Annotated in this window: 25 protein-coding genes, 1 pseudogene and 1 riboswitch; of the genes and pseudogenes, 21 read left to right on the top strand and 5 right to left on the bottom strand. The window is 69.4% G+C overall.

All coding sequences use genetic code 11. From position 1 onward, the window contains the following. The 3 genes and pseudogenes from H6927_12680 to H6927_12670 all read left to right on the top strand — a co-directional run bounded on the left by H6927_12680 (position 1) and on the right by H6927_12670 (position 3,684). A pseudogene (locus H6927_12680) lies at positions 1 to 1,039 on the top strand (DUF1016 domain-containing protein). 57 nt (positions 1,040 to 1,096) lie between these two features. Further along, positions 1,097 to 3,490 (top strand): DNA topoisomerase IV subunit A, encoded by a 2,394-nt coding sequence (gene parC / locus H6927_12675; GenBank protein MCP5218950.1) that lies wholly within the window; start codon positions 1,097 to 1,099, stop codon positions 3,488 to 3,490. After that, positions 3,490 to 3,684, top strand: coding sequence for a hypothetical protein (locus H6927_12670; GenBank protein MCP5218949.1), 195 nt, complete (start codon positions 3,490 to 3,492; stop codon positions 3,682 to 3,684). The genes parC and H6927_12670 overlap by 1 nt, the downstream gene beginning before the upstream one ends. A 10-nt stretch (positions 3,685 to 3,694) precedes the next feature. Here the strand turns inward: H6927_12670 and H6927_12665 are convergent, their stop codons facing one another. Genes H6927_12665 through H6927_12655 form a run of 3 tightly spaced genes read right to left on the bottom strand, consistent with a single transcriptional unit; the run spans position 3,695 to position 4,945 of the window. Then, positions 3,695 to 4,042, bottom strand: a complete 348-nt coding sequence (locus H6927_12665) for a carboxymuconolactone decarboxylase family protein (GenBank protein MCP5218948.1) — start codon at positions 4,040 to 4,042, stop codon at positions 3,695 to 3,697. Between the two features lie 20 nt (positions 4,043 to 4,062). Then, entirely contained in the window at positions 4,063 to 4,533 is a 471-nt protein-coding gene (locus H6927_12660; GenBank protein ID MCP5218947.1) for a carboxymuconolactone decarboxylase family protein, read from the bottom strand. Positions 4,534 to 4,555: 22 nt separating this feature from the next. Beyond that, the gene (locus H6927_12655) at positions 4,556 to 4,945 is read right to left on the bottom strand and encodes a DUF488 family protein (protein ID MCP5218946.1); all 390 of its coding nucleotides are present in this window, start codon (positions 4,943 to 4,945) and stop codon (positions 4,556 to 4,558) included. Between the two features lie 125 nt (positions 4,946 to 5,070). Continuing rightward, positions 5,071 to 5,180: riboswitch (TPP riboswitch) on the top strand. 74 nt (positions 5,181 to 5,254) lie between these two features. On the opposite strand from H6927_12655, the gene thiC reads away from it, so the two are divergent. Genes thiC through H6927_12615 form a run of 8 tightly spaced genes read left to right on the top strand, consistent with a single transcriptional unit; the run spans position 5,255 to position 14,299 of the window. Continuing rightward, a complete protein-coding gene (gene thiC, locus H6927_12650; protein ID MCP5218945.1) occupies positions 5,255 to 7,135 on the top strand; it encodes a phosphomethylpyrimidine synthase ThiC in 1,881 nt (626 codons plus the stop codon). A gap of 1 nt (position 7,136) precedes the next feature. Then, the gene (locus H6927_12645) at positions 7,137 to 8,285 is read left to right on the top strand and encodes an FAD-dependent oxidoreductase (GenBank protein ID MCP5218944.1); all 1,149 of its coding nucleotides are present in this window, start codon (positions 7,137 to 7,139) and stop codon (positions 8,283 to 8,285) included. Beyond that, a complete protein-coding gene (thiS, locus tag H6927_12640) occupies positions 8,282 to 8,512 on the top strand; it encodes a sulfur carrier protein ThiS (protein ID MCP5218943.1) in 231 nt (76 codons plus the stop codon). The genes H6927_12645 and thiS overlap by 4 nt, the downstream gene beginning before the upstream one ends. A gap of 5 nt (positions 8,513 to 8,517) precedes the next feature. Then, a complete protein-coding gene (gene arcD, locus H6927_12635; protein ID MCP5218942.1) occupies positions 8,518 to 9,948 on the top strand; it encodes an arginine-ornithine antiporter in 1,431 nt (476 codons plus the stop codon). Positions 9,949 to 9,963: 15 nt separating this feature from the next. Beyond that, positions 9,964 to 10,764: a thiazole synthase gene (locus H6927_12630; GenBank protein ID MCP5218941.1), complete on the top strand. Its 801-nt coding sequence runs from the start codon at positions 9,964 to 9,966 to the stop codon at positions 10,762 to 10,764. A 13-nt stretch (positions 10,765 to 10,777) separates the two neighbouring features. Then, positions 10,778 to 12,370, top strand: a complete 1,593-nt coding sequence (locus H6927_12625; protein ID MCP5218940.1) for a bifunctional hydroxymethylpyrimidine kinase/phosphomethylpyrimidine kinase — start codon at positions 10,778 to 10,780, stop codon at positions 12,368 to 12,370. A 42-nt stretch (positions 12,371 to 12,412) separates the two neighbouring features. After that, entirely contained in the window at positions 12,413 to 13,255 is an 843-nt protein-coding gene (thiD, locus tag H6927_12620; GenBank protein MCP5218939.1) for a bifunctional hydroxymethylpyrimidine kinase/phosphomethylpyrimidine kinase, read from the top strand. Between the two features lie 9 nt (positions 13,256 to 13,264). Beyond that, positions 13,265 to 14,299 carry a histone deacetylase family protein gene (locus H6927_12615; protein ID MCP5218938.1) on the top strand — a complete coding sequence of 345 codons (1,035 nt, stop codon included), beginning with the start codon at positions 13,265 to 13,267 and terminating at the stop codon, positions 14,297 to 14,299. Between the two features lie 299 nt (positions 14,300 to 14,598). On the opposite strand, the gene H6927_12610 is transcribed toward H6927_12615, so the two are convergent. Further along, a complete protein-coding gene (locus H6927_12610; GenBank protein MCP5218937.1) occupies positions 14,599 to 15,471 on the bottom strand; it encodes a hypothetical protein in 873 nt (290 codons plus the stop codon). A 209-nt stretch (positions 15,472 to 15,680) separates the two neighbouring features. On the opposite strand from H6927_12610, the gene H6927_12605 reads away from it, so the two are divergent. The 6 genes from H6927_12605 to H6927_12580 all read left to right on the top strand — a co-directional run bounded on the left by H6927_12605 (position 15,681) and on the right by H6927_12580 (position 19,921). Next, a complete protein-coding gene (locus tag H6927_12605) occupies positions 15,681 to 16,103 on the top strand; it encodes a hypothetical protein (GenBank protein ID MCP5218936.1) in 423 nt (140 codons plus the stop codon). A 66-nt stretch (positions 16,104 to 16,169) separates the two neighbouring features. Continuing rightward, entirely contained in the window at positions 16,170 to 16,565 is a 396-nt protein-coding gene (locus H6927_12600; GenBank protein ID MCP5218935.1) for a hypothetical protein, read from the top strand. A gap of 24 nt (positions 16,566 to 16,589) precedes the next feature. Next, positions 16,590 to 18,005 (top strand): ISL3 family transposase, encoded by a 1,416-nt coding sequence (locus H6927_12595; protein MCP5218934.1) that lies wholly within the window; start codon positions 16,590 to 16,592, stop codon positions 18,003 to 18,005. A 107-nt stretch (positions 18,006 to 18,112) separates the two neighbouring features. Next, positions 18,113 to 19,246, top strand: coding sequence for an NAD(P)/FAD-dependent oxidoreductase (locus tag H6927_12590; GenBank protein MCP5218933.1), 1,134 nt, complete (start codon positions 18,113 to 18,115; stop codon positions 19,244 to 19,246). 55 nt (positions 19,247 to 19,301) lie between these two features. After that, positions 19,302 to 19,517, top strand: a complete 216-nt coding sequence (locus H6927_12585; protein ID MCP5218932.1) for a type II toxin-antitoxin system VapB family antitoxin — start codon at positions 19,302 to 19,304, stop codon at positions 19,515 to 19,517. Beyond that, positions 19,514 to 19,921 carry a PIN domain-containing protein gene (locus H6927_12580; protein MCP5218931.1) on the top strand — a complete coding sequence of 136 codons (408 nt, stop codon included), beginning with the start codon at positions 19,514 to 19,516 and terminating at the stop codon, positions 19,919 to 19,921. The genes H6927_12585 and H6927_12580 overlap by 4 nt, the downstream gene beginning before the upstream one ends. 8 nt (positions 19,922 to 19,929) lie before the next feature. On the opposite strand, the gene H6927_12575 is transcribed toward H6927_12580, so the two are convergent. Then, positions 19,930 to 21,282 (bottom strand): D-serine ammonia-lyase, encoded by a 1,353-nt coding sequence (locus tag H6927_12575; GenBank protein MCP5218930.1) that lies wholly within the window; start codon positions 21,280 to 21,282, stop codon positions 19,930 to 19,932. Positions 21,283 to 21,425: 143 nt separating this feature from the next. Here H6927_12575 and H6927_12570 point away from each other — a divergent pair, with 143 nt between their 5' ends. The 4 genes from H6927_12570 (at position 21,426) to H6927_12555 (ending at position 24,638) form a co-directional block, all read left to right on the top strand. Beyond that, a complete protein-coding gene (locus tag H6927_12570; GenBank protein MCP5218929.1) occupies positions 21,426 to 22,469 on the top strand; it encodes a U32 family peptidase in 1,044 nt (347 codons plus the stop codon). A 181-nt stretch (positions 22,470 to 22,650) separates the two neighbouring features. Continuing rightward, positions 22,651 to 23,550, top strand: coding sequence for a U32 family peptidase (locus H6927_12565; protein ID MCP5218928.1), 900 nt, complete (start codon positions 22,651 to 22,653; stop codon positions 23,548 to 23,550). Between the two features lie 21 nt (positions 23,551 to 23,571). Beyond that, complete coding sequence (locus tag H6927_12560) at positions 23,572 to 24,066, top strand: SCP2 sterol-binding domain-containing protein (protein ID MCP5218927.1); 495 nt, start codon at positions 23,572 to 23,574, stop codon at positions 24,064 to 24,066. Next, positions 24,063 to 24,638 (top strand): UbiX family flavin prenyltransferase, encoded by a 576-nt coding sequence (locus H6927_12555; protein ID MCP5218926.1) that lies wholly within the window; start codon positions 24,063 to 24,065, stop codon positions 24,636 to 24,638. The genes H6927_12560 and H6927_12555 overlap by 4 nt, the downstream gene beginning before the upstream one ends. Positions 24,639 to 24,640: the final 2 nt, after the last annotated feature.

Genomic DNA, 24,640 nt, shown 5'->3' with positions numbered 1-24,640 from the left:
ATGAATGACCAACCTGCCTCCCTCATACCCCTGCCGCAGGGTTACGCCGACTGGCTGCTGGAGCTCAAAACCCGCATCCACAGCGCCCAGCAGCGTGCCACGCTGGCGGTTAACCGCGAACTGGTGCTGCTGTACTGGCAGATCGGACGGGACATCTTGGCGCGGCAGGCGGATCAGGGCTGGGGCGCGAAGGTGATCGAGCGGCTGGAGCACGATTTGCGTTTGGCCTTTCCTGCGATGAAAGGGTTTTCGCGGGCCAACCTGATGTACATGCGCGCTTTTGCCCAGGCGTGGCCGGATGCCGAATTTGTCCAACAGGCTGTTGGACAATTGCCGTGGGGGCATAACCTGGTGCTGCTGTCCAAGTTGAAGACCGAACTGGAGCGCCGCTGGTACGCCGCCAAGGCCATCGAGCACAACTGGTCGCGCAATGTGCTGGTGATGCAGATCGAAACCCGCCTGCGCGAGCGCAGCGGCAGCGCCGTCACCAACTTCGACGAGCGCTTGCCCAAGCCGCAATCCGACTTGGCACGCGAGTCGCTCAAAGACCCCTATCGCTTCGACTTTCTCGGCCTGACGGATGAGGCCGAGGAGCGCGAGATCGAGCACGCTCTGGTCAAGCATGTCACCGAGTTTTTGCTGGAGCTGCGCGGGCTTTGCCTTTGTCGGCCGGCAGGTGCTGCTGGACGTGGGCGGGGAGGAATTCTTTATCGACCTGCTGTTCTATCACCTCAAGCTGCGCTGCTATGTGGTGATCGAGCTCAAGGCGGGCAAGTTCAAGCCCGAGCATCTGGGCCAACTGGGTTTTTATCTCACGGCGGTGGACCGGCAGGTCAAGACCGAGCAGGACAAGCCCACCATCGGCCTGTTGCTGTGCAAAAGCAAGAACAAGGTCGTGGCCGAATATGCCCTGGGTGACAAGTCGCAGCCGATGGGCGTGGCGGAGTACAAGCTGATCGAATCCCTGCCCGACGAACTGCAAACCAGCCTGCCCAGCATCGAGGCCATCGAGCAGGAGCTGGGTGGCATTAAAGATTGAAACGTATTCGCTTGCAGCGCTTGCCAATCAAGCGCAAGAAGCTATTGAATTTGAAGCATGAATGACCTGACGACCCCCGACCTGCTCACCCCCGAAGAAGAAGGCGACCAACTGGCCCTGGGCCAATACGCCCAGCGCGCTTATCTCGAATACGCGCTCAGCGTGGTCAAGGGCCGGGCGCTGCCCGACGTGGCCGATGGGCAAAAGCCCGTGCAGCGGCGCATCCTGTACGCGATGGAGCGTATGGGCCTGGGCTGGGGCGGGGCGGGGGGCAACGTGCCGGCGCGGCCGGTGAAGAGCGCGCGCGTGGTGGGCGATGTGCTGGGGCGCTTTCACCCGCACGGCGACAGCGCGGCGTATGACGCGCTGGTGCGCATGGCGCAGGACTTTTCGCAGCGCTATCCGCTGATCGACGGGCAGGGCAACTTCGGCAGCCGCGATGGCGATGGCGCCGCCGCCATGCGCTACACCGAGGCGCGCTTGGCCAAGATCACGCGCCTGCTGCTGGCCGAGATCGACCAGGGCACGGTGGACTTCGTGCCCAACTACGACGGCAGCACGGAGGAGCCGCGCCAACTGCCGGCGCGCCTGCCGTTCGCGCTGCTCAACGGCGCCAGCGGCATTGCCGTGGGCCTGGCCACCGAGATCCCCAGCCACAACCTGCGCGAGGTGGCCGATGCCTGCGTGGCGCTGGTCAAGAACGCCAGGCTCAGCGACGACGAGTTGTTCGCGCTGCTGCCGGGGCCGGACTATCCGGGCGGCGGGCAGATCATCAGCAGCGAGAGCGACATCCGCGCCGCCTACGAGAGCGGGCGCGGCAGCCTGAAGGTGCGCGCGCGCTGGCAGGTGGAGGACCTGGCCCGCGGGCAGTGGCAGATGGTGGTGACCGAGCTGCCGCCCGGCACCTCGGCGCAGAAGGTGCTGGAAGAGATCGAGGAGCTGACCAACCCCAAGGTCAAGGCCGGCAAGAAGGCGGTAACGCAGGAGCAGAACCAGCTCAAGGCCACGGTGCTGGCGGTGCTCGACGGCGTGCGCGACGAGTCGAGCAAGGACGCACCGGTGCGCCTGGTGTTCGAGCCCAAGAGCCGCACCATCGCCCCCGACGAGCTGGCCAACACGCTGCTGGTGCACACCAGCCTGGAAACGTCCAGCCCCATCAACCTGACCAGCATCGGCCTGGACGGGCGGCCGGTGCAGAAGTCGCTGCGGCAGATGCTGGTGGAGTGGGTCGATTTCCGCCAGCAGACCATCACGCGGCGCAGCCAGCACCGGCTGGCCAAGGTGCTCGACCGCATCCACATCCTCGAAGGGCGGCAACTGGTGCTGCTCAACATCGACGAGGTGATTGCCATCATCCGCCAGGCCGATGAGCCCAAGGCGGCGCTGATCGCGCGCTTCAACTTGAGCGAGCGCCAGGCTGACGACATCCTCGACATCCGCCTGCGGCAGCTGGCGCGGCTGGAGGCGATCAAGATCGAGCAGGAGCTGAGTGAGCTGCGCAAGGAGCAGGGCGGCCTGGAAGAGGTGCTGGGCAGCCCGGCCACGCTGCGCCGCTTGATGATCAAGGAGATCGAGCAGGATGCGAAGGAGTTTGCGGATGCGCGCCGCACGCTGATCCAGGCCGAGAAGAAGGCCGTGGCCGAGGTCAAGGTGCTGGACGAGCCGGTGACGGTGGTCGTCAGCGAAAAAGGCTGGGTGCGCGCGCGCCAAGGCCATGGGCACGATGCGGCGGGCTTTGCCTTCAAGTCGGGCGACGCGCTGTACGGCACCTTCGAGTGCCGCACCGTCGACCAACTGCTGGTCTTCGGCAGCAACGGCCGCGTGTACAGCGTGCCGGTGGCCAGCCTGCCGGGCGGGCGCGGCGACGGCCAGCCCATCACCACGCTGATCGAGCTGGAGGCGGGCACCGAGGTGCGGCATTACTTTGCCGGGCCCGAAAGCGCCGTGCTGCTGCTCTCGGGCTCGGGCGGCTACGGCTTTCTGGCGTCCGTGGCGCAGATGTGCGGGCGCAACCGGGGTGGCAAGGCGTTCCTCAGCCTGGGCGGCGACGAGCAGGTGTGCCGCCCCTCGCTGGTGGTGCTGGATTCCGAGTCAAAACCGGTGCTGGCCCTGGATGGACAAGCGCCAGCAGCTATCGGTGCGATAGCGGCCACGCATGTGGCCTGCGTCTCCGTGGGCGGGCGCCTCCTGAGTTTCGAGATCGGCGAGCTGCGCCAGATGGACAAGGGCGGCCGCGGCCTGATGCTGATGCAGCTGGACGCCAAGGACAGCCTGGCCGGCGCGGCCGCCTATGTGCGCAGCGTGCGCATCACCGGCGTGGGGCGCGGCGGCAAGCCGCGCGAGGAGGTGCTGGAAATCCGCAGCCTGAACAACGCCCGCGCCGCGCGTGGGCGCAAGGGCAAGGAAGGCAGCTTCGGCTTCAAGCCAAGCGACATCGTGCGGGTGCTGTGATGTGGGGCCAGGACGTTTCCGCGCTGGGCATGGCGATCATGGTCGTCACGGGGGCGGGTGCCTTCTGGCTGGGGCGCACGCTGTCGCGCCGCTGGCAGCAGCGCCGGCGCCGGCGCGAGGATGCCGCCGCGCGGGCGCAGGAAAGCCGCCAGGCACGGCGGGCGCGCGAGCGCGGCGAAAAGCGCGGGCGCTGAAGCCGCCTGCTCAGCCGCCGTGGGCCTGCGCGTGCGCGGCCATGGTGTCGATCGCCAGCGCCGAATGCGCGTAGGCGCCGCCGGCACGCATTTCGGCAGCCACCCAGATGGCTTCCATGATCTCGGCCTCGCTGGCGCCGGCCTTGAGCGCAGCCTCGGTGTGGCCGCGGATGCAGTAGGGGCACTGCGTGACGTGCGCCACGGCCACGGCGATCAGCTGCTTCATCTTGCCCGGCAGCGCGCCGTCGGCAAAGCACGCGGCGCTGAAGGCGCGGAAGGCTTCGAGTTGCTTGGGCGCCAGCTCGCGGCGCTTGCGTGCGATGTCGGCGTCGGCTTGCGGGTACATGCGGTTGCTCATGGCGGTGGGTCCGGGTGTTGTCAGGCCTTGGAGCGCTGCGCCGGCTGGTAATGGCCCGCCTCCACGCGGAAGGGGATCGACAGGCGGTTCCAGCCGTTGATGGCGATGACGGCCAGCGTCAGGTCGACCAGCTCCTTCTCGCTGAACTGCTGGCGTGCCTCGTCGTAGACCGCGTCGCTCACTTCCTGGTTCGTCAGCCGGGTCACGGCCTCGGCCCAGCCCAGGGCGGCGCGCTCGCGCGGGGTGTACATCCTGCCGGCCTCGCGCCAGGCGCCCAGCATGTACAGGCGCTGCTCGGTCTCGCCGGCGGCGCGCGCGTCCTTGGTGTGCATGTCCAGGCAAAAGGCGCAGCCGTTGATTTGCGACACGCGGGTCTTGACCAGCTCCAGCAGCGAATGCTCCAGGCCGCTGTTGCGGGCGTAGTTCTCCAGCCCCAGCATGGCCTTCAGGCCATCGGGGGCAGCTTGCTGGTAATTCAGCCGTTGGGTCATGGGTTTGTCCTTTCGCAGAATGTCAGCGCACGTCGCCCAGGCCGCCGGGATGCAGCAGGAATTCGCGCAGCGCGGCGGCGTTGTTCAGCCTTTCTTCATGCGACGAAAAGACCAGGGTGACCACGCCCTGGCGCGCGCGTTCGCGCAGCGCCTCGAAGCGCTCGGCATGGGGGCGCAGCTCGGCCGCGTAGCGGCGGCGAAACTCGTCCCAGCGCGTGGGCTCGTGGCCGTACCACTGGCGCAGCTCGGTGCTGGGCGACAGGTCTTTCTCCCACTCGGCCAGCGCCAGGTTTTCCTTCTTGATGCCGCGCGGCCACAGGCGGTCGATCAGGATGCGCGCGCCGTCCTCGGGCGCGGGCGCCTCGTAGGCGCGTTTGATGCGGACGTTGTGGGCGGGAATGGCCTTGGTCATGGCGTCGTCGATGGCTTCATCGCGAAGCGGTCAGGATACGCTGCGCCCGCGCCGTCAAGCGCTGTAGGGGTATTGGCGCGATCGGGCGGCGGGGCTGTGCTTGTATCGCCCGCTGCGCTATGATCGCGGCCACTCCGGGGTGCCCGCCGCAAGGCGAGCTGAGATGGCCATCGTGGCCGAACCCGTCAACTTGATCCGGTTAGTACCGGCGTAAGGATGAGCAGCGCACCCGGCGCCCGGCCCCCTCGACGAGGCCCGGCGCGGCAGGCGACCCGGAGCCCCCACCGAGGCAACCACCGGAGACCTGCCATGAACGCCCCTGAAAAGCTCGACCAACTGCTTGCCGTCACGCGCGCGCCCCTGCCCGCGTCCACCAAGGGCGCCATCGCCGGCAGCCGGCCGGACATCCGCGTGCCGGTGCGCGACGTGCGGCTCACCAACGGGCGCACCGTGTCTCTGTACGACACCTCGGGGCCTTACACCGACCCCATGGCCGACATCGACGTGCGCCGCGGCCTGGGCAGCGTGCGCGCGCCCTGGATCGCCGAGCGCGGCGACACCAAAAGCTACGCAGGCCGCCTGGCCCGCATCCTGGACGACGGCGGCAAGCGCGAAGGGCGCGATGCCGAGCGCATCGCGCAGCTGCGTGCCGAGGCCGCCGGCCTGCAGCGCCAGCCGCGCCGCGCAAGAAGCGGCGCCAACGTCACGCAGATGCACTACGCCCGGCGCGGCATCGTCACGCCCGAGATGGAATACGTCGCGCTGCGCGAAAACGGCCGCCGCGAATGGCTGGCCGACTACCTGAGCGATGCGCGGCGCGAGGCGCGCCGCCGCGGCAACCCGCTGGGCGCCACCATTCCCCAAGCCATCACCCCCGAGTTCGTGCGCGACGAGGTGGCGCGCGGCCGCGCCATCATCCCTGCCAACATCAACCACCCCGAGATCGAGCCGATGGCCATCGGGCGCAATTTCCGCGTCAAGATCAACGCCAACATCGGCAACAGCGCCGTCACCAGCAGCATCGAGGAGGAGGTGGAAAAGCTGGTGTGGTCGATCCGCTGGGGCGCGGACACGGTGATGGATCTGAGCACCGGCAAGAACATCCACACCACGCGCGACTGGATCGTGCGCAACTCGCCCGTGCCCATCGGCACCGTGCCGATCTACCAGGCGCTGGAAAAGGTGGGCGGCATTGCCGAAGACCTGACGTGGGACATCTTCCGCGACACGCTGATCGAGCAGGCCGAGCAGGGCGTGGACTACTTCACCATCCACGCCGGCGTGCGCCTGCCCTTCATCCACCTGACGGCCGAGCGCGTGACGGGCATCGTCAGCCGCGGTGGCTCGATCATGGCCAAATGGTGCATGGCGCACCACCAGGAGAGCTTTCTGTACACGCACTTCGAAGACATTTGCGAGATCATGAAGGCGTATGACGTGAGCTTCAGCCTGGGCGATGGCCTGCGCCCCGGCTGCGCGGCCGACGCCAACGACGAGGCGCAGTTTGCCGAGCTGCGCACCCTGGGCGAGCTGACGCAGCTGGCCTGGAAGCACGACGTGCAGACCATGATCGAAGGCCCCGGCCACGTGCCCCTGCACATGATCCAGGCCAACATGGACGAGCAGCTCAAGCACTGCCACGAGGCGCCGTTCTACACCCTGGGCCCGCTCACCATCGACATCGCGCCGGGCTACGACCACATCGCGTCGGCCATCGGCGCGGCCATGATCGGTTGGATGGGAACGGCCATGCTGTGCTACGTCACGCCCAAGGAGCACCTGGGCCTGCCCGACCGCGACGACGTCAAGCAGGGCATCATTGCCTACAAGATCGCCGCGCACGCGGCCGACGTGGCCAAGGGACACCCGGCGGCGCGGGCGCGCGACGACGCGATCAGCCACGCGCGCTTCGAGTTCCGCTGGGAAGACCAGTTCAACCTGGGGCTGGACCCGGAGACCGCGCGCGAATTTCACGACGAGACCCTGCCTAAGGACGCCGCCAAGACGGCGCACTTCTGCAGCATGTGCGGGCCCAAGTTCTGCTCGATGAAGATCACGCAGGAGGTGCGCGACTTTGCCGCCGCCAAGGGCTTGAACGAGGCCGACGCGCTGAAGGCGGGCATGGATGAAAAGGCCGGCGAGTTCGCCCGGCAGGGCGGCGAGTTGTACATCCCCATTCAGCCGGTGTGACATGGGGCCCGCCGTTCAATCCATCGGCATTGCCGGCGCCGGCCTGCTTGGCCGCCTGCTGGCCTGGCGCCTGGCCCGCGCCGGGCACGCGGTGCAGGTGTTCGACGCCGCCACCGGTCCGCAGCCGGTGTTTCGCAGCCAGGCGCCGGACGAAGGCTATGTGCCGACAGCGGCCGGCTTCACGGCCGCGGGCATGCTCAGCCCGATGGCCGAGCTGGACAACGCCGAGCCGGCCGTTGCCGCCCTGGGCTGGCGCTCGATCGTGCTGTGGCGGCAGATCGCGGCCGCGCTGCCCACGCCGCAGCCGCTGCTGTCGGTGCAGGGCAGCGTGCTGCTGGCGCACCGTGGCGACGCGGGGGCGGCGCAGCGCGTGCTGGACCGCCTGATGCACGCGGCGCAGTCGCCGCAATGGCCGCGCGAACATGGCGCGATCGAGCCCTTGTCGATGCAGGCGCTGCGTGAGCTGGAGCCGTCCATTCAGGGCCCCGCGCAGGCCTGGCTGCTTCCGGGCGAGGGCCACATCGACACCGTGGCGACCATGTTGGCCCTACAGGCCACGGCGCCGGGTGTGCGCTGGCATTGGGGCGCGCCGGTGGCGGGCGTGCAGGCGGATGAGGGCACAGGCGTGCTGCATCTGGCCGATGGGCGGGCCTTGAAGTTCGATGCCGTGATCGACGTGCGCGGGGTCGGCGCCCGGGGCTCTGCTTCCTTGCCCGAGGCTGCCATGCCCGTGCGCGGCGTGCGCGGCGAAGTCATCGGGCTGCACTGCCCGGGCCACGGCCTGACGCGCCAGCTGCGCCTGCTGCACCCACGCCACCGCGTCTACATCGTGCCGCGCTCGGCCGACCTGCTGATGGTGGGCGCCAGCGAGATCGAGAGCGAAGACCGTTCGCCCGTCAGCCTGCGCAGCGCGGTGGAGCTGATGGCCGCCGCGCACAGCGTGCTGCCTGTGCTGGCCGAGGCGCGCATCGTGCGCCTGGACGTGAACCTGCGCCCGGCCTTGCCCGACAACAACCCGCGCATCGAGCACGCGGGCCGCAGGCTGGCCATCAACGGGCTGTTCCGCCACGGCTGGCTGCTGGCGCCCGCGCTGGTGGAGCAGGCGCTGGCGCAGGCCGGCTGGGCGGCGCCAACCGGGGCGATGGCATGAGCGACGGTGCATCGCCTGCGCCGCCCGTGCAGATCACGCTGGATGGCGCGCCGCACGCCGTCACCCCGGGCACCACGCTGGCGCAGCTGGTCGAGGCGCTGGGCCACGCGCCGCAGGCCGTGGGCACGGCGGTCAACGCCGAATTCGTGCCGCGCGCGGCACGGCAAAATTGCGTGCTTCAGGCTGGCGATCAGGTGCTGCTGTTTCAGCCCATCGTCGGCGGGTAGGCACGATGGCAAGCAACTCAAAAAAACTCGGGGTGGGCGCGCTGACGGCGCTGGTGGTCGGCTCTATGGTGGGCGGGGGCATCTTCTCCATCCCGCAGAACACGGCGGCCAGCGCGGGCGTGGGGGCCACGGCGCTGGCCTGGCTGATCACCGGCATCGGCATGCTGGCGCTGGCCTTCGTGTTCCTCAGCCTGGCGCTGCGCCAGCCGCAGCTGGACTCGGGCATCTACGCCTATGCGCGCGCCAGCTTCGGGCCCTTCACCGGCTTCAGCTCGGCCTGGGGCTACTGGTTCATGGCGGTGCTGGGCAACGTGGGCTACTACGTGCTGCTGTTTTCCACCCTGGGCCACTACTGGCCGGTGTTTGGCGATGGCAACACCCGCACGGCGGTGGCCTGCGCCTCGGTCATGCTGTGGGGCACGCACGCGCTGGTGCTGCGCGGCGTGCGCGAGGCGGCGCGGATCAACCAGGTGACGACGGTGGCCAAGCTGGTGCCGCTGCTTTTGTTCGTGCTGCTGGTGGCGCTGGCGTTTCAGCCGCTGGTGTTCGGCGCCGACGTGTGGGGCCGCGCCAACCCCGCGCTGGGCGGCGTGCTGGAGCAGGTGCGCGGCATGATGCTGGTGACGGTGTGGGTGTTCATCGGCGTGGAGGGCGCCAGCGTGTATTCGGCCCACGCGGTGCGGCGGGTGGACGTGGGGCGCGCCACGCTGGCGGGTTTTCTGTTCGTGCTGGCGCTGCTGGTGGCGGTCAGCCTGCTGTCGATGGGCGTGATGGCGCAGCCCGAGCTGGCCGCGCTGAAAAACCCGTCCATGGCCCACGTGCTGGAGCGCGCGGTGGGCCCCTGGGGCGGCGTGTTGATCAGCGTGGGGCTGTTCATCTCGCTGTCGGGGGCGCTGCTGTCGTGGCTGATGCTGTCGGCCGAGACGCTGTACTCGGCGGCGCGCGACGGCTCGGCGCCCGCCTGGCTGGCGCGCGAGAACGCGCACGGCGCGCCGGCCGCCTCGCTGTGGCTGACCAGCGGCTCGGTGCAGTTCTTTTTGCTGGTGACCCTGGTCAGTGAATCGACCTATCTGTCGCTGGTCAACCTGGGCACGGCCATGATCCTGCTGCCCTACACCTGGGCGGCGGGGCACGCGCTGAACGTGGCGCTGCGCGGCGAATGCTACGCCCGGCACGAGAATGGGCACCGGCGGCGCGACGCCGCCATTTCGGTGCTGGCGCTGCTGTATGCGCTGTGGCTGGTGTATGCCGGCGGCATCAAATATTTGCTGCTGGGCTCGCTTTTGTACGCGCCGGGCGCGCTGCTGTATGCCTGGGCCCGGCGCGGGCACGGGCGGGCGGTGTTCTCGCCGCGCGAATGGGTGGGCTTCGGCCTGCTGGTGCTGGCCGCCGGGGTGGCGGCGCTGGGCCTGCGCGGCGGCTGGCTGAGCTTGTGATGGAGAGGGCGCGCCATGCTTGATACCGATTCCTGGGCGGTGGGCGACGTGCGCCTGTCCAGCCGCTTTCTGCTGGGCACGGCGGGCTATCCGTCGCCCCAGGTGCTGGCCGATGCGATGGCTGCGTCGGGCGCGCAGGTGGTCACCGTGGGCCTCAGGCGCCAGTTGGCCGCGGGCGGCGACAACGGCTTTGTCGACATCATCCGCCACGCCATGCGGCAGCACGGCGCGCGCCTGCTGCCCAACACCGCCGGCTGCACCAGCGCGCGCGAGGCGGTGCAACTGGCCCACATGGCGCGCGAGCTGTACGGCACGCCCTGGGTCAAGCTGGAGGTGGTGGGCGACGAATACACGCTGCAGCCCGACCCGCTGGAGCTGGTGCAGGCGGCGCGGCAACTGGCGCGCGACGGCTTCACGGTGTTCCCGTACTGCACCGACGACCTGGTCACGTGCAAGCGCCTGCTGGACGCCGGCTGCCCGCTGCTGATGCCCTGGGGCGCACCCATCGGCTCGGGCCAGGGCCTGCTCAACCCCTTTGCGCTGCGTTTGCTGCGCGAGCGTTTGCCGGACGTGGTGCTGATCGTGGACGCCGGCATCGGCGCGCCCAGCCACGCGGCGCAGGCGCTGGAGATGGGCTTTGACGCGGTGCTGCTCAACAGCGCCGTCAGCCAGTCGCCCGACCCGGTGCGCATGGCCGGCGCCTTCAGGCAGGCCATCGAGGCCGGGCGCGCCGCGTACCGCGCCGGGGTGATGGCGCGGCAGGATTTTGCCGTCGCCACCACGCCGGTGACGGGCAACCCGCTGTTGATCGGATAAGGCCGTGGCCAGCATGAAGCAAGCGCAGGATGCTCCTGAAAAAGAAGCGATGCCGATCGTCTGGAGCATTGCCGGCAACGACAGTGGCGGCGGCGCCGGCCTGAGCGCCGATGCGCGCGCCGCGCAGGCCTTTGGCGTGCACCTGTGCCCGGTGGTGGCCGCCGTCACGGCGCAGAACTCGCGGGCGGTGACGCGCATCGAGCCGGTGCCGCCGGACGTGCTGGACGCGCAACTGGCCGCGCTGGCCGACGACATGCCGCCCGCGGCCATCAAGACCGGGCTGCTGGGTAGCGCCGGCAACATCGCCGTGCTGGCGCGCTGGGTGGACCGCCTGCGCCAGCGCGCGCCGCTGGCCCTAGTGATCGACTCGGTGCTGGGCGCCAGCACCGGCGCGGCGTTTGCCGGCGATGCGGTGGTGCAGGCGTATCGCGATCTGCTGCTGCCACGCGCCACGGTGCTGACGCCCAACGAGCGCGAGGCGCGGCGGCTGGTGGGCAGCGGTGCATCCATCCCCATGCTGGCCCAGGCCCTGCAGGCGGCAGGCGCCGGTGCCATCGCCATCACCGGCGGCGACAGCACGCACGCACCGGGTTGGGCGCTGGACTGGATCGACACCCCCCACGCCCGCGGCTGGCTGGCCCTGCCGCGCATCGCCACGCCGCATACCCACGGGACAGGCTGCACCTTTGCCAGCAGCGCGGCCTGCGCGCTGGCGCTGGGCTTCGTGCCGGCCGACGCGCTGGTGCTGGCCAAGATGGCGACGGCGCATGCCATTGCCCACGGCCATGCGGCCGGGCAGGGCGCGGGGCCGGTGCTGGCGCAGGCCGGCTTTGGCGCGCGGCCCGAGCGGCTGCCCCTGATGTCCTGGGGTGAGAACTTCGATTTTGATAGCTGTTCGCGCTTGCTGGATGCTGGCGATAGACCTAATTCGTTTGAAAAAAGCGGCATCGGCCTGTACGCCATCGTGGACAGCGCCGAGCGCGTGCGCCAGGCGGTGCAGGCTGGTGTGAAGACGGTGCAGTTGCGCATCAAGGCGCCCGGCGCGCCCGACGCCGCGTTGCGCGCATCGATCGCGCAGGCCCTGGATGCCTGCCGGGAAGCGGGCGCCACCCTGGTCGTCAACGACCACTGGCGCTTGGCGGCCGAGCTGGGCGCCCCCGCCGCGCACCTGGGCCAGGAAGACCTGTTGGCGCTGGGCGACGCGGGCCGCGCCGCGCTGGCCGCCAGCGGCCTGCGGCTGGGCATCAGCAGCCACAGCCTGTGGGAGCTGTGCCGCGCGCGCGCGCTGGCGCCGTGGTACGCGGCCTGCGGGCCGGTCTGGCCCACGCTGACCAAGGCCATGCCCTGGCGGCCACAGGGCCTGGACAACCTGGCCTGGTGGGTGCGCATGGCCGGCGCGCCGGTGGTGGCCATCGGCGGCATCCTGCGGCCCGATCAGGCCACGCAGGCGGCGCAATGCGGTGCGGCGGGCGTGTGCGTGGTGCGCGGCCTGGGGGCCCAGCCCGCGCAAAGCGTGCCCGGCTGGCAGGCGGCGCTGGCGGCAGGCCACGGTTTGCCGCGCCTGCCCGTGCCGGCGCTGCCCCATCCATCACTCTTGAGTCGATAGCATGGCGCGCTTGCTGCATGGGCGCCAGAGCCTTTTTTGATCATGAAAACCATTGAATTCACCCACCAGTACGTGCGCGTGCTCACCATCGCCGGCAGCGACAGCGGCGGCGGCGCGGGCATCCAGGCCGACCTGAAAACCTTCGCCGCGCTGGGCTGCTACGGCATGAGCGCCATCACCGCGCTGACGGCGCAGAACACCCGGGGCGTCACCGCCATTCACGCCGCGCCGGCGGATTTTCTGGCCGCGCAGATCGACGCCGTGCTGGGCGACATCGGCGCGCACGCGGTCAAGATCGGCATGCTGCACGCGAGCGAAACCGTGCGCACGGTGGCCGCCGCCATCGACCGCCACGCGCTGCGCGCCGTGGTGCTCGACCCGGTGATGGTGTCGGCCACCGGCGCGCCGCTGATCGAGCCGCCCGCCGTGCAGGCGCTGGTCAATGATCTGTTTCCCCGCGCCAGCATCGTCACCCCCAACCTGGACGAGGCCGCGCTGCTGCTGGGCCGTCCCATCGCCAGCGCCGCCGACCTGGAGCCCGCCGCCCAGGCCTTGCTGGGGCAGGGCGCGCGCGCCGTGCTGCTCAAGGGCGGGCACCTGCCGGGCGACGAGGTGCTGGACGTGCTGGCCATCGCCGGCCAGCCGCCGCAGCGCCTGACGGATGCGCGCATCGCCACGCGCAACCTGCACGGCGCGGGCTGCACGCTGTCGTCGGCCATCGCCGCGCACTTGGCGCTGGGGCTGGACCTGGGCGCCGCCGTGCGCGCCGCCCGCGCCTACGTGCGGCAGGCGCTGCAAGAAGGAGCAAAGGTGCGCACCGGCCACGGCGTGGGGCCGCTGGACCATGGTTTTGCGCCGGTGGCGGCGCGCCGTCTGCCTTTGTGAGCTTTCGCCATGCTGTGCTTTCACACCTCCGAGCAGGCCCTGCATGCGCCCGAGAGCGAGTTCTTTCGCGGCCAGCGCGTGCCTTGCTTCGAGAATCCCAGCCGCGCGCGCTTCGTCGAAGACGCGCTGCGCGCCGCCGGCCACCCGCTGCGCCCGCCCGGCGTCGACAGCCGCGCCGTGCTGAGCCAGGTGCACGCGCCGCGCTACCTCGATTTTTTGCGCACCGCCTGGGCGCAGTGGCTGGCGCTGGACGGTGCCAACGCCGCCGTGCAGCCCTTTCCCAGCGTGTGGCCGGTGCGCACGCTGCGCAGCGACGTGGAGCCGGCCAACTTCATTGCCCGCCTGGGCCTGTATTCGATGGACAACGGCAGCCCGCTGGCCGCGGGCACCTGGGCGGCGGCCAAGGCCGCGGCCGATGCCGCCGCCAGCGCCGCGCAGGCCCTGCAGGCGGGCGAGCGCGCCGCCTTCTGCGCCACCCGCCCGCCCGGCCACCACGCGGGGCCTGACTTCATGGGCGGCTACTGCTTCATCAACAACGCCGCCGTCTGCGCGCAGGCCCTGCGCCACGGCGGCGCGGCGCGCGTGGCCGTGCTGGACGTGGACTACCACCACGGCAACGGCACGCAGGCCATTTTTTACGACCGCGCCGACGTGCTGTTTTGCAGCATCCACGGCGACCCGCGCACCGAATACCCCTTCTACCTGGGCCATGCCGACGAGACTGGCGCGGCGGCGGGGCAGGGCTTCAACCTCAACCTGCCGCTGCCGGCCCGCGCGGGCGTGGCCGACTGGTTTGCCGCGCTGGAGCAGGCCTTGGCGCGCATCGCCCGCCACGGCGCCGACGCGCTGGTGGTGTCGCTGGGCCTGGACACCTTCGCGGGCGACCCCATCAGCACCTTCCAACTGCAAACGCCGGACTTCACCCGCCTGGGCCAGCGCCTGGCGCGCGCGGGCCTGCCCACCGCCTTCATCCTGGAGGGCGGCTACGCGGCAGCCGAGCTGGGGTGCAACGCCGCCGCCGTGCTAGCCGGCTTCGAGTTGTGAGCAACATCGAGCAGGTCGACACGGTCGTCATTGGCGCCGGAGTCGTTGGCCTGGCCCTGGGCGCCGGCCGGGCGCGAGGTACCAGTGCGCGCAACAGCGAGGTCATCCATGCCGGCATCTATTGCCCGGCCGGCTTGTTCAAGGCGCGGCTGTGCGTGCAGGGAGCGGCATGCCCTACCACGATGTGGCTGAGCCATGCGGAAGGGCGCGCCGGTGGTCACCGGCCACGGCGTGGGAGCGCTGAACCACGGCTTTGCGCCGTATGCGCCGCGCTGGTGTGCGTCTTCGCTGGTGCCGGCTCACCGCGAGCGTGACCAGCTGGTCGGCTGGCGCCGCATCGCCCATGCCGCAGCACCCCCCAGGGCGGCCAGAAGCAGCGCCAGCCCACCCATTCCGAGCGTCGGCACGGCCTGGGCCACGGAAACGGCGGCAGGCCGAGGCACCAGAATGGCGATGCCGTTGTAGTCGGCCCGCTGGTTGGTGTTGGTGTACACCCGCTCCGAGCCGTCCGTATCCAGGCGGTTGGAAGTGACCGAGAAGTTCCCGATGCCCGCCGGGTTGGTGATGCGCACCAGCGCCATGGCCACGTTGTTGTCGCTGCCGAAGGTGCGCCAGGACAAGGCCGGGCTGCCCGATCCCGATACCGTCAGGCTGGGCGTGTGGGCCAGCACCTCGAACCGCGTGCCCGGCTGCGCGGAAGCCCAGGCCCAGCGCACGTATTTGAGACCGCTGTTGGCCGTGCCCAGTGCCTCGCCGCCGACGTAGAGCATCAACTCCTTCGGCAACTGGGCCGCGGTGACGGTGTAGGTGGTGACGATATCGCTGCCGTCCGGCTCGGACTGGCCGTTGTTGACCCGGAACAAAGGGGTGCCCGTGATGCCGTAGCCCGCGTTGGCGTACACCGGGGCGCTGTAGAAATCGCCGACCGTCGAGGGCGCGGACTCCAGGCCGCCCGGGCTCCCCACGGCGATGGTGCCGGCGCCGAACTCGGACGACCAGGGGTCGCTGGAAATGCTGTCGGTTCCGGTCGCGGCAGAGGGCCAGGCGACCAGTTCGTAATCGGTGCCCGACAGGGTGTAGCGCGTCTGCGCGGCGGCGCCGAGGCTGGCCAAGGCCAACACCGCGCCACCCAGTGCCCGGGCCCAACGCGGTGAGAATGAAAAAAGTGTCATGGCGCGATATCTCCCTCCAGAAAATTTTCAACTTGCAATTGATTATTACCATTATTTCATATCCCGATTCCGGGACGTCATGACTTGCGCTTTTTCACGGGGCTCGTTTACTGTGGAATCATGAAAAATTGGCTCTCCGGAATAACTTGTGGAACAGGTGACCATGCAGTATCCTCCTGAGTCGGATTTTCGTGTGGAAAGGAAACCAAGTGAAACTGCATCCTAAGACCGCCGCCCTTGTGGACCGGTTCGCCGCAGCTCTGAAGGAAAAACTCGCCGCCGCAGAGGAGAAGTACGGCTACTCCGACGGGTGGGCGACTGACGACTGGATGGGCGAGTGTCGCAAGGAACTGCGGAAGCACGTTGCAAAAGGGGACCCACTGGATGTGGCGGCCTACTGCGCATTCCTGTGGCATCACGGCGAGGCGACCACCGGCCCATGTCCGCACGCAGACTACTGCAACGAGACGGGCTCCTGCGCGAACGGATGCGATGACCGGATGCCTCGGCTGACGGACCAAGATGTGGCCGACTGCTTGGGTCGGTCGTTCGATGCGGCGGGGAATATCCTGCCCAGCACCTTCGCACGCGAGGTTCTCCGGGCGGCTCAAGTCTTGGTCCGAGAGAAGTGAATTGACTGCCTTTTTCTTCATCTGCGCAGCCCTGTACTGCGCGTGGTTCATCCTGAGGTTCCTGCTATGAACGAGAATTACGAGGGCGCGCTGGCCAAGATTGACGCTGCAAGGAAACTGGCCCGGCAGACGATGGCGAAGCATGGCAAAGAGGAGGTGTGCGACCCGCCAATGGGCATCGACACGCCCCAGAGGCCGGCGCTGCCGGCTTGGCAGGACGTGTTGGGCGCTGCCGAGCAGCTCGTCCGGCAGAAGCCCGCCTTCCCCAAGTACATCAAGGGCACGGTCTTGGAGAACGATGTGCCGGTGTGGATTGCCACCTTCACCCAGCAAATGCTGGTGCGCGAGCTGTCTCGCATCCGGGCTGTCATCGCTTCCGACCGCTGTGACGGTGATACCGACTACGCAGCGGGAGCCAACGCCGCCCGAGCCAAGTACCTCGCCGCCATTGACAAGCGGTGACCCCATCCACACGACAATCCGGGGATGACGGACATCCTCGACCTGAAGGGCTGGACGGTGCTGGGTCGCACCGAGGAGGACGGGGCGGACGTGCTGGAGGCGGAGTACCCGCTGCCCATGCCTACCGCCTGCCCAAAGTGCGGCACCCTCGACTGCATCTACCGGCACGGCACCAAAGCTACTACTTACGTCGACATTCCGATGCGCGGGAAGCCGGCCAAGCTGCGGGCGAAGGTCCAGCGATACCGGTGCACCTCCTGCAAGGAGACCTTCCTGCAGCCGCTGGGCGGCATCTTGGAGGGCCGGCGCATGACGGAGCGCTGCGCCACCTACATCAAGGCCCACAGCCTGCGGGACACCTTCACCCGCATCGCGGAGAACGTGGGGTGCGACGACAAGACGGTCCGGACGCTGGGGGCGGAGTACATGGCCGAACTGGAGGCCAGCCACCGGCCGGAGATGCCAGACTGGCTGGGCATCGACGAGACCCAAATCGACGGGAAGATGCGCTGCGTCCTGACGGACATCGGGGAGCGCCGCATCCTCGACATGCTGCCGGACCGGGACAAGGCGACCTTGGCGGGGTGGCTGCACCGGTTCAAGGACCGGCACTGGGTCAAGGGCGTGGCCATCGACATGTGGCGGCCGTACCGGGACGTGTCGCACCAGATGTTCCCTGGCCGACCGGTGGTCATCGACAAGTTCCACGTCGTCCGCATGGCGAACTACTGCATGGAGCGGGTCCGCATCCGGCTCCAGAAGCAGCGCAAGGCTGGCGAGCGGCGCCTGTGGCTCCAGTCCAAGGCGATGCTGAACATGCGGTACGCCAAGCTGGCCGAGAAGGGCCGGTTCAATCTGGACATGTGGCTGGCCAACGAGCCCGAGCTGGCCGCCGCCTACGGGCTGAAAGAGGCGTTCTACAACATCTACGACCTGCCCAAGGCGCAGGCCGTGGCGGCCTTCGACGCCTTCCCGGGGACCATCCCAGCCAGCCTGAAGGCGGACTTCAAGACTCTCACGACCGCCATGAAGAACTGGCGGACGGAGATTCTGGCGTACTTCGACCACCCCATCACCAACGCCTACACCGAGGCGCTGAACGGGGTCGCCAAGACCATCAACCGGCAGGGCCGGGGGTACACCTTCGAGGTGCTGCGCGCCCGTCTCCTGTACGGCAAGGGGCCGCTGGAGCCGTGGCGGCTGGCGACCGTCTACCCTGCCAACCCCACCCAGTTGCAGCTCCTGAAGCGGGAACAGGGCAACCGGTGCCAGAGCTGCGGCTGCGAGCTGGGACGGACCAAGGACGACAAGGCGAACGTGGTCGTTCTGGTGCGCGGCAACACCCGCCGGCAGCAGCTCATTTGCGGGCTGTGCAACGTCGGTTTCCACACGGAGGCACTCAATCACCGGAAGCCTCCTTCAACACAGAAATCCGGATAGCCGAAAAATTTTGCAGCTCCTGAACGGTTCGCGCCGAAAAAAGCCGGCCGCGGGCGCGGGCCGGTGTTGGGGCGGGCAAACCAATTGCGCGAAAGACGGGCGGGGTGATGATCGAACGAGTCGATTGCGTCGTTGTCGGCGCCGGAGTCGTCGGCCTGGCGGTGGCCCGCGCCCTGGCGCTGGCCGGGCGCGAGGTGCTGGTGCTGGAGGCCGAGGACAGCTTCGGCACCCAGACCAGCGCGCGCAACAGTGAGGTCATCCATGCCGGCATCTACTACCCGGCCGGCTCGCTCAAGGCGCGGCTGTGCGTGCAGGGGCGCGACCTGCTTTACGCCTACTGCGCCGAGCGCGGCATCGCCCACCGGCGCTGCGGCAAGCTCATCGTGGCCGCCAGCGCGGCGCAAGAGCAGGAGCTGCGCGCCATCCAGGCGCGCGCCGCCGCCAACGGCGTGGCCGACCTGCAATGGCTGGGCGGCGATCAGGCCCGCGCCCTGGAGCCGCAACTGCAATGCCAGGCGGCTCTGCATTCGCCCTCCACCGGCATCATCGACAGCCACGGCCTGATGCTGGCGCTGCTGGGCGACGTGCAGAACGCGGGCGGCCTGCTGGTTACGCATTCAAAGGTAAAAAGCCTTGTTGCCCGCGACAAACATGCGCAAGGCACTATCATTATTGAAGTTGCCGGCGCCGATGGCGACACCACCCTGGCGGCGCGCCAGGTGGTCAATGCCGCCGGCCTGGGCGCCATCGCGCTCACGCACCGCACGCAGGGCCTACCCGCAGCCTGCCGCCCGCCGCTGCCCACGCGCTGGGCCAGGGGCAGCTACTTCACCCTGGCGGGCCGGGCGCCGTTTGCGCGCCTGATCTACCCCGTGGTCGAGCGCGACTCGGCCAGCCTGGGCGTGCACCTCACGCTGGATCTGGGCGAGCAGGCCCGGTTCGGCCCCGACGTGCAGTGGGTGGCTTCGCCCGACGATCTGCAGGTCGACCCCGCGCGCGCCGCCGCGTTTGCCGCCGAGGTACGCCGCTACTGGCCCGGCCTGCCCGACGGCGCCCTGCAAGCGGGCTACGCCGGCATGCGCCCCAAGCTGACGGGCCCCGGCGAGCCGGCGGCGGACTTCGTCATCCAGGGCCCGCGCGAGCATGGCGTGCCGGGCCTGGTCAACCTGCTGGGCATCGAGTCGCCGGGCCTCACCAGTTGTCTGGCCATTGCCGATGAGGTGTTGATGCGGCTGGACTGAACCGTCCTTGAAGTTGGCCGTCGGAATGACTAGACTTGTGTGTAAGGAGCTACACATGGCAACCAACCTCGCCCTCGATCCCGATCTGCTGGAGCAGGCTTTCCGCGTCAGTGGCGAGCCGTCCAAGAAGGCGGCCGTCACGCGCGCCTTGCACGAGTTCATCGCCCGGCGCGAGCAGCGGCGCGTGGCCGAGCTGTTCGGCACGCTGCTCTGGGACGATGCGTTCGACTACAAGGCCGAGCGCACCCGCAAGCCGGCCGCAAAGAGATGAGCCTGCTGGTGGACACCAGCGTCTGGTCGCTGGCGCTGCGGCGCGACGCCGAGCAGGGCGAGCCGCAGGTGGCGGTCTTGCGCGCCGCCCTGTTGGGCGCGCAACAGGTGTTCACCACGGGGCTGGTCCTGCAGGAGTTGCTGCAAGGCTTTTCGGGCCCCAAGGCGCGTGATGCCTTGATCGAACGCTTCGCCGCGTTGGCGCTGCTGCAGCCCGACCGCGGCGACCACATCGACGCCGCCGACCTGCGCAACCGCTGCCGGCGCAAAGGCGTGCAGGTCGGCACCATCGACGCGCTGCTGATCCAGCTGTGCCGCCGGTACGAGCTGACCCTGCTGACGACCGACCGCGATTTCGAGGCGGCCCGGCGCCACGTCGATTTCGGGCTCTGGCAGGCAGCCTAGGACGCCGCTCACCCGCGCAGCGCAGCGCCCCGGGCGATGTAGGCCGCCATCTCCTCGCGCGGCACCATGCTGCCGCCGGTGGCCCAGGCGATGTGGGTGGCGCCGGCCAGTCGGTCCGCGTCAAGGCCGGCGTGGCGCAAGCCGTCCGCGTGGGCCAGCACCCGGACCGGGCCCACGAAGCCCGCCGCCGCCGACGGCTCGATGTCGATCGCCTCGCTGTCGTGCAGCATCGAGAGGGCGCGAAACAGCGTGTCGTCGTCCACCGTGAAGCAGCCGTCGATCAGGTGCGCCATGCGCCGGCCGACGAAGCCCGAGGCTCGCCCCACGGCCAGCCCGTCGGCGGCGGTGACGTTGTCGATGCCGAAGTCCTGCACGCTCAATGCGTCGTGGCGCCCGGTGTAAAGGCCCAGCAGCATGCACGGCGCGTGCGTGGGCTCGGCAAAAAAGCAGTGCACGTGGTCGCCAAACACCGTCTTTAGGCCAAAGGCCACGCCGCCCGGCCCGCCGCCCACGCCGCAGGGCAGGTACACCAGCAGCGGGTGATCGGCGTCCACGCGTACGTCCAGCGCCTGCAACTGCCCGGCCAGGCGCCGGCCAGCCACCGCGTAGCCCAGAAACAGGCTGACCGAGTTCTCGTCGTCGACGAAGTAGGTGGATGGGTCGCCCGCCGCCTCGGCGCGGCCCTGGGCCACGGCCACCGAATAGTCGCTGTCGTACTCGAACACCCGCACGCCGTGGGCGCGCAGGCGCTCCTTCTTCCAGGGCCGCGCGTCGCTGGACATGTGCACGCTGGCCTGAAAACCCAGCTGCGCGCTCATGATGCCGATCGACAGGCCCAGGTTGCCGGTGGAGCCGACGGCCACCTTGTGGCGGCCGAGAAACGCGCGCACGCGCGGCGAGGCGAACTGCCGGTAGTCGCCCTGCGGATCGATCAGGCCGGCGGCCAGCGCCAGGTCCTCGGCGTGCTTGAGCACCTCGTAGATGCCGCCGCGCGCCTTGATCGATCCGCTGACCGGCAGCTCGCTGTCGAGCTTGACCCACAGTTGCCCCGGGATGGGGGCGCCGCCGGCCTGCCCCAGCAGCCGCTGCATGGCGGGCACGGCCACCAGGGGCGATTCGATGATGCCGCCGCTGGAGCGCGTGGCCGGGAACACCTCGGCCAGATAGGGCGCGAAGCGGCGCAGCCGGTCGGCCGCGGCGTCGATGTCGGCCACCGTCAGCCCTACCCCGGGCAGGGCCTGGGCGGCGGGCTGCACGGTGGGGTTGAACCAGCTCAGCTCCTTCAGCGCCCGTAGCTCGCGCAGCAGCGGAAATTCGTGCAGCCAGGTGTTCAGGCTCTTGCCGGCGATCAGATGGGTCATGGTGGTGGCGGGTGAGGCAGGGGGCAAAAGCCTCGATTTTGAACGCGCTGAGGCCAATGCGCGTTCCGTTGATCGAAGTCAGATTGTGGTCTTTCACGCTTGCCTAAGGTACCCGGTTTGCGCCCGTCCCCGAGACCGTTGCCGTGACCGCCACTGCCAGCCCGCCTGCCGAATCCCCCCGCACCGCCCCCGAACTGGTCTGCCCGGCAGGCAGCCTGCCGGCGCTCAAGACCGCCATCGACCACGGTGCCGACTGCGTCTACCTGGGCCTGCGCGACGCCACCAACGCGCGCAACTTCGCCGGCCTGAACTTCGACGAGGCCGCCATCCAGACCGGCATCGCCTACGCCCACCAGCGCGGGCGCAAGGTGCTGATGGCGCTCAACACCTACCCGCAGGCCAGCAACCCGGCGCCCTGGCGCTCGGCGCTGGACCGCGCCAGCGCCTGGGGCGTGGACGCGGTGATCCTGGCCGACCCCGGGCTGATGCGCTACGCGGTGGACAAGCACCCCGCGCTGCGCCTGCACCTGTCGGTGCAGGGCTCGGCCACCAACGCCGACGCCATCAACCTGTACCACGCGCAGTTCAACATCCAGCGCGCCGTGCTGCCGCGCGTGCTGTCGCTGGAGCAGGTCAAGCAGGTGGTGCAGCGCACCCCGGTGGAGATCGAAGTCTTTGGCTTCGGCAGCCTGTGCGTGATGGTGGAGGGGCGCTGCGCGCTGTCGTCCTACGCCACGGGCGAGTCGCCCAACACGCACGGCGTGTGTTCGCCGGCCAAACACGTGCGCTGGCAGGAAACGCCGCAGGGGCTGGAATCGCGCCTGAACGGTGTGCTGATCGACCGCTACGGCCCGGGCGAAAACGCCGGTTATCCCACGCTGTGCAAAGGCCGCTTCGACGTGGGCGCCGAGAGCCAGTACTACGCGCTGGAAGAACCCACCAGCCTGAACACGCTGGAGCTGCTGCCCCAACTGGTGAAGATGGGCGTGCGCGCCTTCAAGATCGAGGGCCGCCAGCGCAGCCCGGCCTACGTGGGTCAGGTGACCCAGGTGTGGCGCGAGGCCATCGACCACTGCATGGCGCAGGGCCATCTGTACGCCCCCAAGACCGCCTGGATGGCCAGCCTGGACCAGGTGGCCGAAGGCCAGCAGCACACGCTGGGGGCCTACCACCGTCCCTGGAAATGACGTGCAACCCCCTGAGCCGCTGCGCGGCTTCCCCCTTCTCTCTACGCGCTTCGCGCTATGGGAAGGGGGACGACGCCAGCGCGGCGGGGCGGCCCTTGCGCGGCGTCCGCTGGCCTGTGGCGCGCCCCTTTCATGCGGTTTGGGTGGCGCGTAGCGCAATGAAATATCAGAGAGCAGCATGATGAAATTAGCCTTGGGTCCGCTGCAGTACTACTGGCACCGCGACACCGTTTTCGAGTTCTACCAGGCCATGGCCGAAAGCGCCGTGGACATCGTCTACCTGGGCGAGGCCGTGTGCTCGCGCCGCCACGAGCTGCGCCAGAGCGACTGGCTGGACATCGCGCGCATGTTGCAGGGCGCCGGCAAGCAGGCCGTGATGTCCACCATGGTGCTGCTCGAATCCACCAGCGACGTGGCCGACATGCACAAGATCGTGCGCGATGAAGAATTCCTCGTCGAGGCGGGCGACATGGGCGCCGTGCACAACCTGGCCGGCAAGCGGCCCTTCGTGGCCGGCCCGCAGCTCAACATCTTCAACGCCGACACCCTGGCCTGGATGCATGGCCTGGGCGCCAGCCGCTGGGTCATGCCGCTGGAGATGCGCCAGTCCGACCTGGCCGTGCTGCTGCAAAGCAAGCCCGCGGGCCTGCAGACCGAGGTGTTTGCCTACGGCCGCATGCCGCTGGCGTTCTCGGCGCGGTGCTTCACGGCGCGCCACTACAACCTGCCCAAGGACGACTGCGGCTTTCGCTGCATCGAGCACCCCGACGGCCAGCTGCTGCAAACGCGCGAGAAGGAGTCCTTTCTCGTCATCAACGGCATCCAGACCCAGTCGGCGCGCGTGCACAACCTGATTGGCGACATCCCCGCGCTGCGCGCCGCGGGCGTGGACATCCTGCGCCTGTCGCCGCAGTCGCAGCACATGGACCAGATCGTTGCCGCCTTCGACACCGCTCGCCGCGCCGAGCAGCCCGACCCCGCCGCGCTGGCCGCCATGCGCCTCTTCATGCCCGAGGCCCCGTGCAACGGCTACTGGCACGGCAAACCGGGGCTGGACCTGATCGAAACGGCCGCTGCCTGAACCCCGAGGAAAACAACCCATATGACCGCCACCGCTCCCGCCCCCATCACCGTGCCGCGCCCCGTGGGCGCCGTGCTGGCGCGCCTGCCGGCCTATCCCGGCTCGATGCTGCTGGTGGCCGCCCTCAACCTGGCGCTGGCCAGGCAGTTGCCGCAGGATGTGAAAGACATTCTGCAAGGCAAGCGTCTGGCGATTCGCGTGCGCGACGCGCGCGTGGCGTTCGACTTCCGTTGGAACGGCCAGCGCTTCACGCCCAGCGCGCCGCAGGCCCAGACCGACCTGGCCATCAGCGCCAACGCGCAGGACTTTTTGTTGCTGGCCCAGCGCAGGCAAGACCCGGACACGCTGTTCTTCAACCGCCGCCTGGTGATGGAGGGTGACACCGAGCTCGGCCTGGTGGTGAAGAACGCGCTGGATGCGCTGGAGCTGCCCGTGCTCGACCCGCGTGAATGGTCGCCGCGTGCGGTGCTGGGCCGCTGGGCGCCGGGGTTGTTTGCGCGCTTCGCTCGCCCATGAGCGCCGCACCGCGCCGCATCATCGTCGGCATCTCGGGCGCCAGCGGCGCGGTGTACGGCGTCGAGCTGCTGCGCGCGCTGCGCGGCCTGCCGCAGATCGAGTCGCACCTGGTGGTCACGGGCAGCGGCTGGCTCACGCTGCAGCACGAGCTGGGCCTGGGCCGCGCCGACGTGCACGCGCTGGCCGACGTGGCGCACGATATCGGCAGTGTGGGCGCCTCCATCGCCAGCGGCTCGTTCGGCGCGCAGGCCATGGTGGTGGCGCCGTGCTCCATGCATACGCTGGCGGCCGTGGCCCACGGCCTGGCCGACAACCTGCTCACCCGCGCCGCCGACGTGATGCTGAAAGAGCGCCGCCCGCTGGTGCTGCTGGCGCGCGAGACACCGCTGCACCTGGGGCACCTGCGCAACATGGTGGCCGCCACCGAGATGGGCGCCATCGTCTGCCCTCCTGTGCCCGCCTTCTACCAGCGCCCGCAAAGCGTGCAAGACATCGTGCGGCACAGCGTGGCGCGTGCACTCGATCTGCTGGGCATTGACAACGATCTGGCTCCGCGTTGGCAAGGTCTGTGACA

Source organism: Burkholderiaceae bacterium, from assembly GCA_024235995.1.
GTDB lineage: Bacteria > Pseudomonadota > Gammaproteobacteria > Burkholderiales > Burkholderiaceae_C > Ottowia.
The sequence above is the reverse complement of the archived record's forward strand: the minus strand, read 5'-3'. Positions and strand labels throughout refer to the sequence as shown.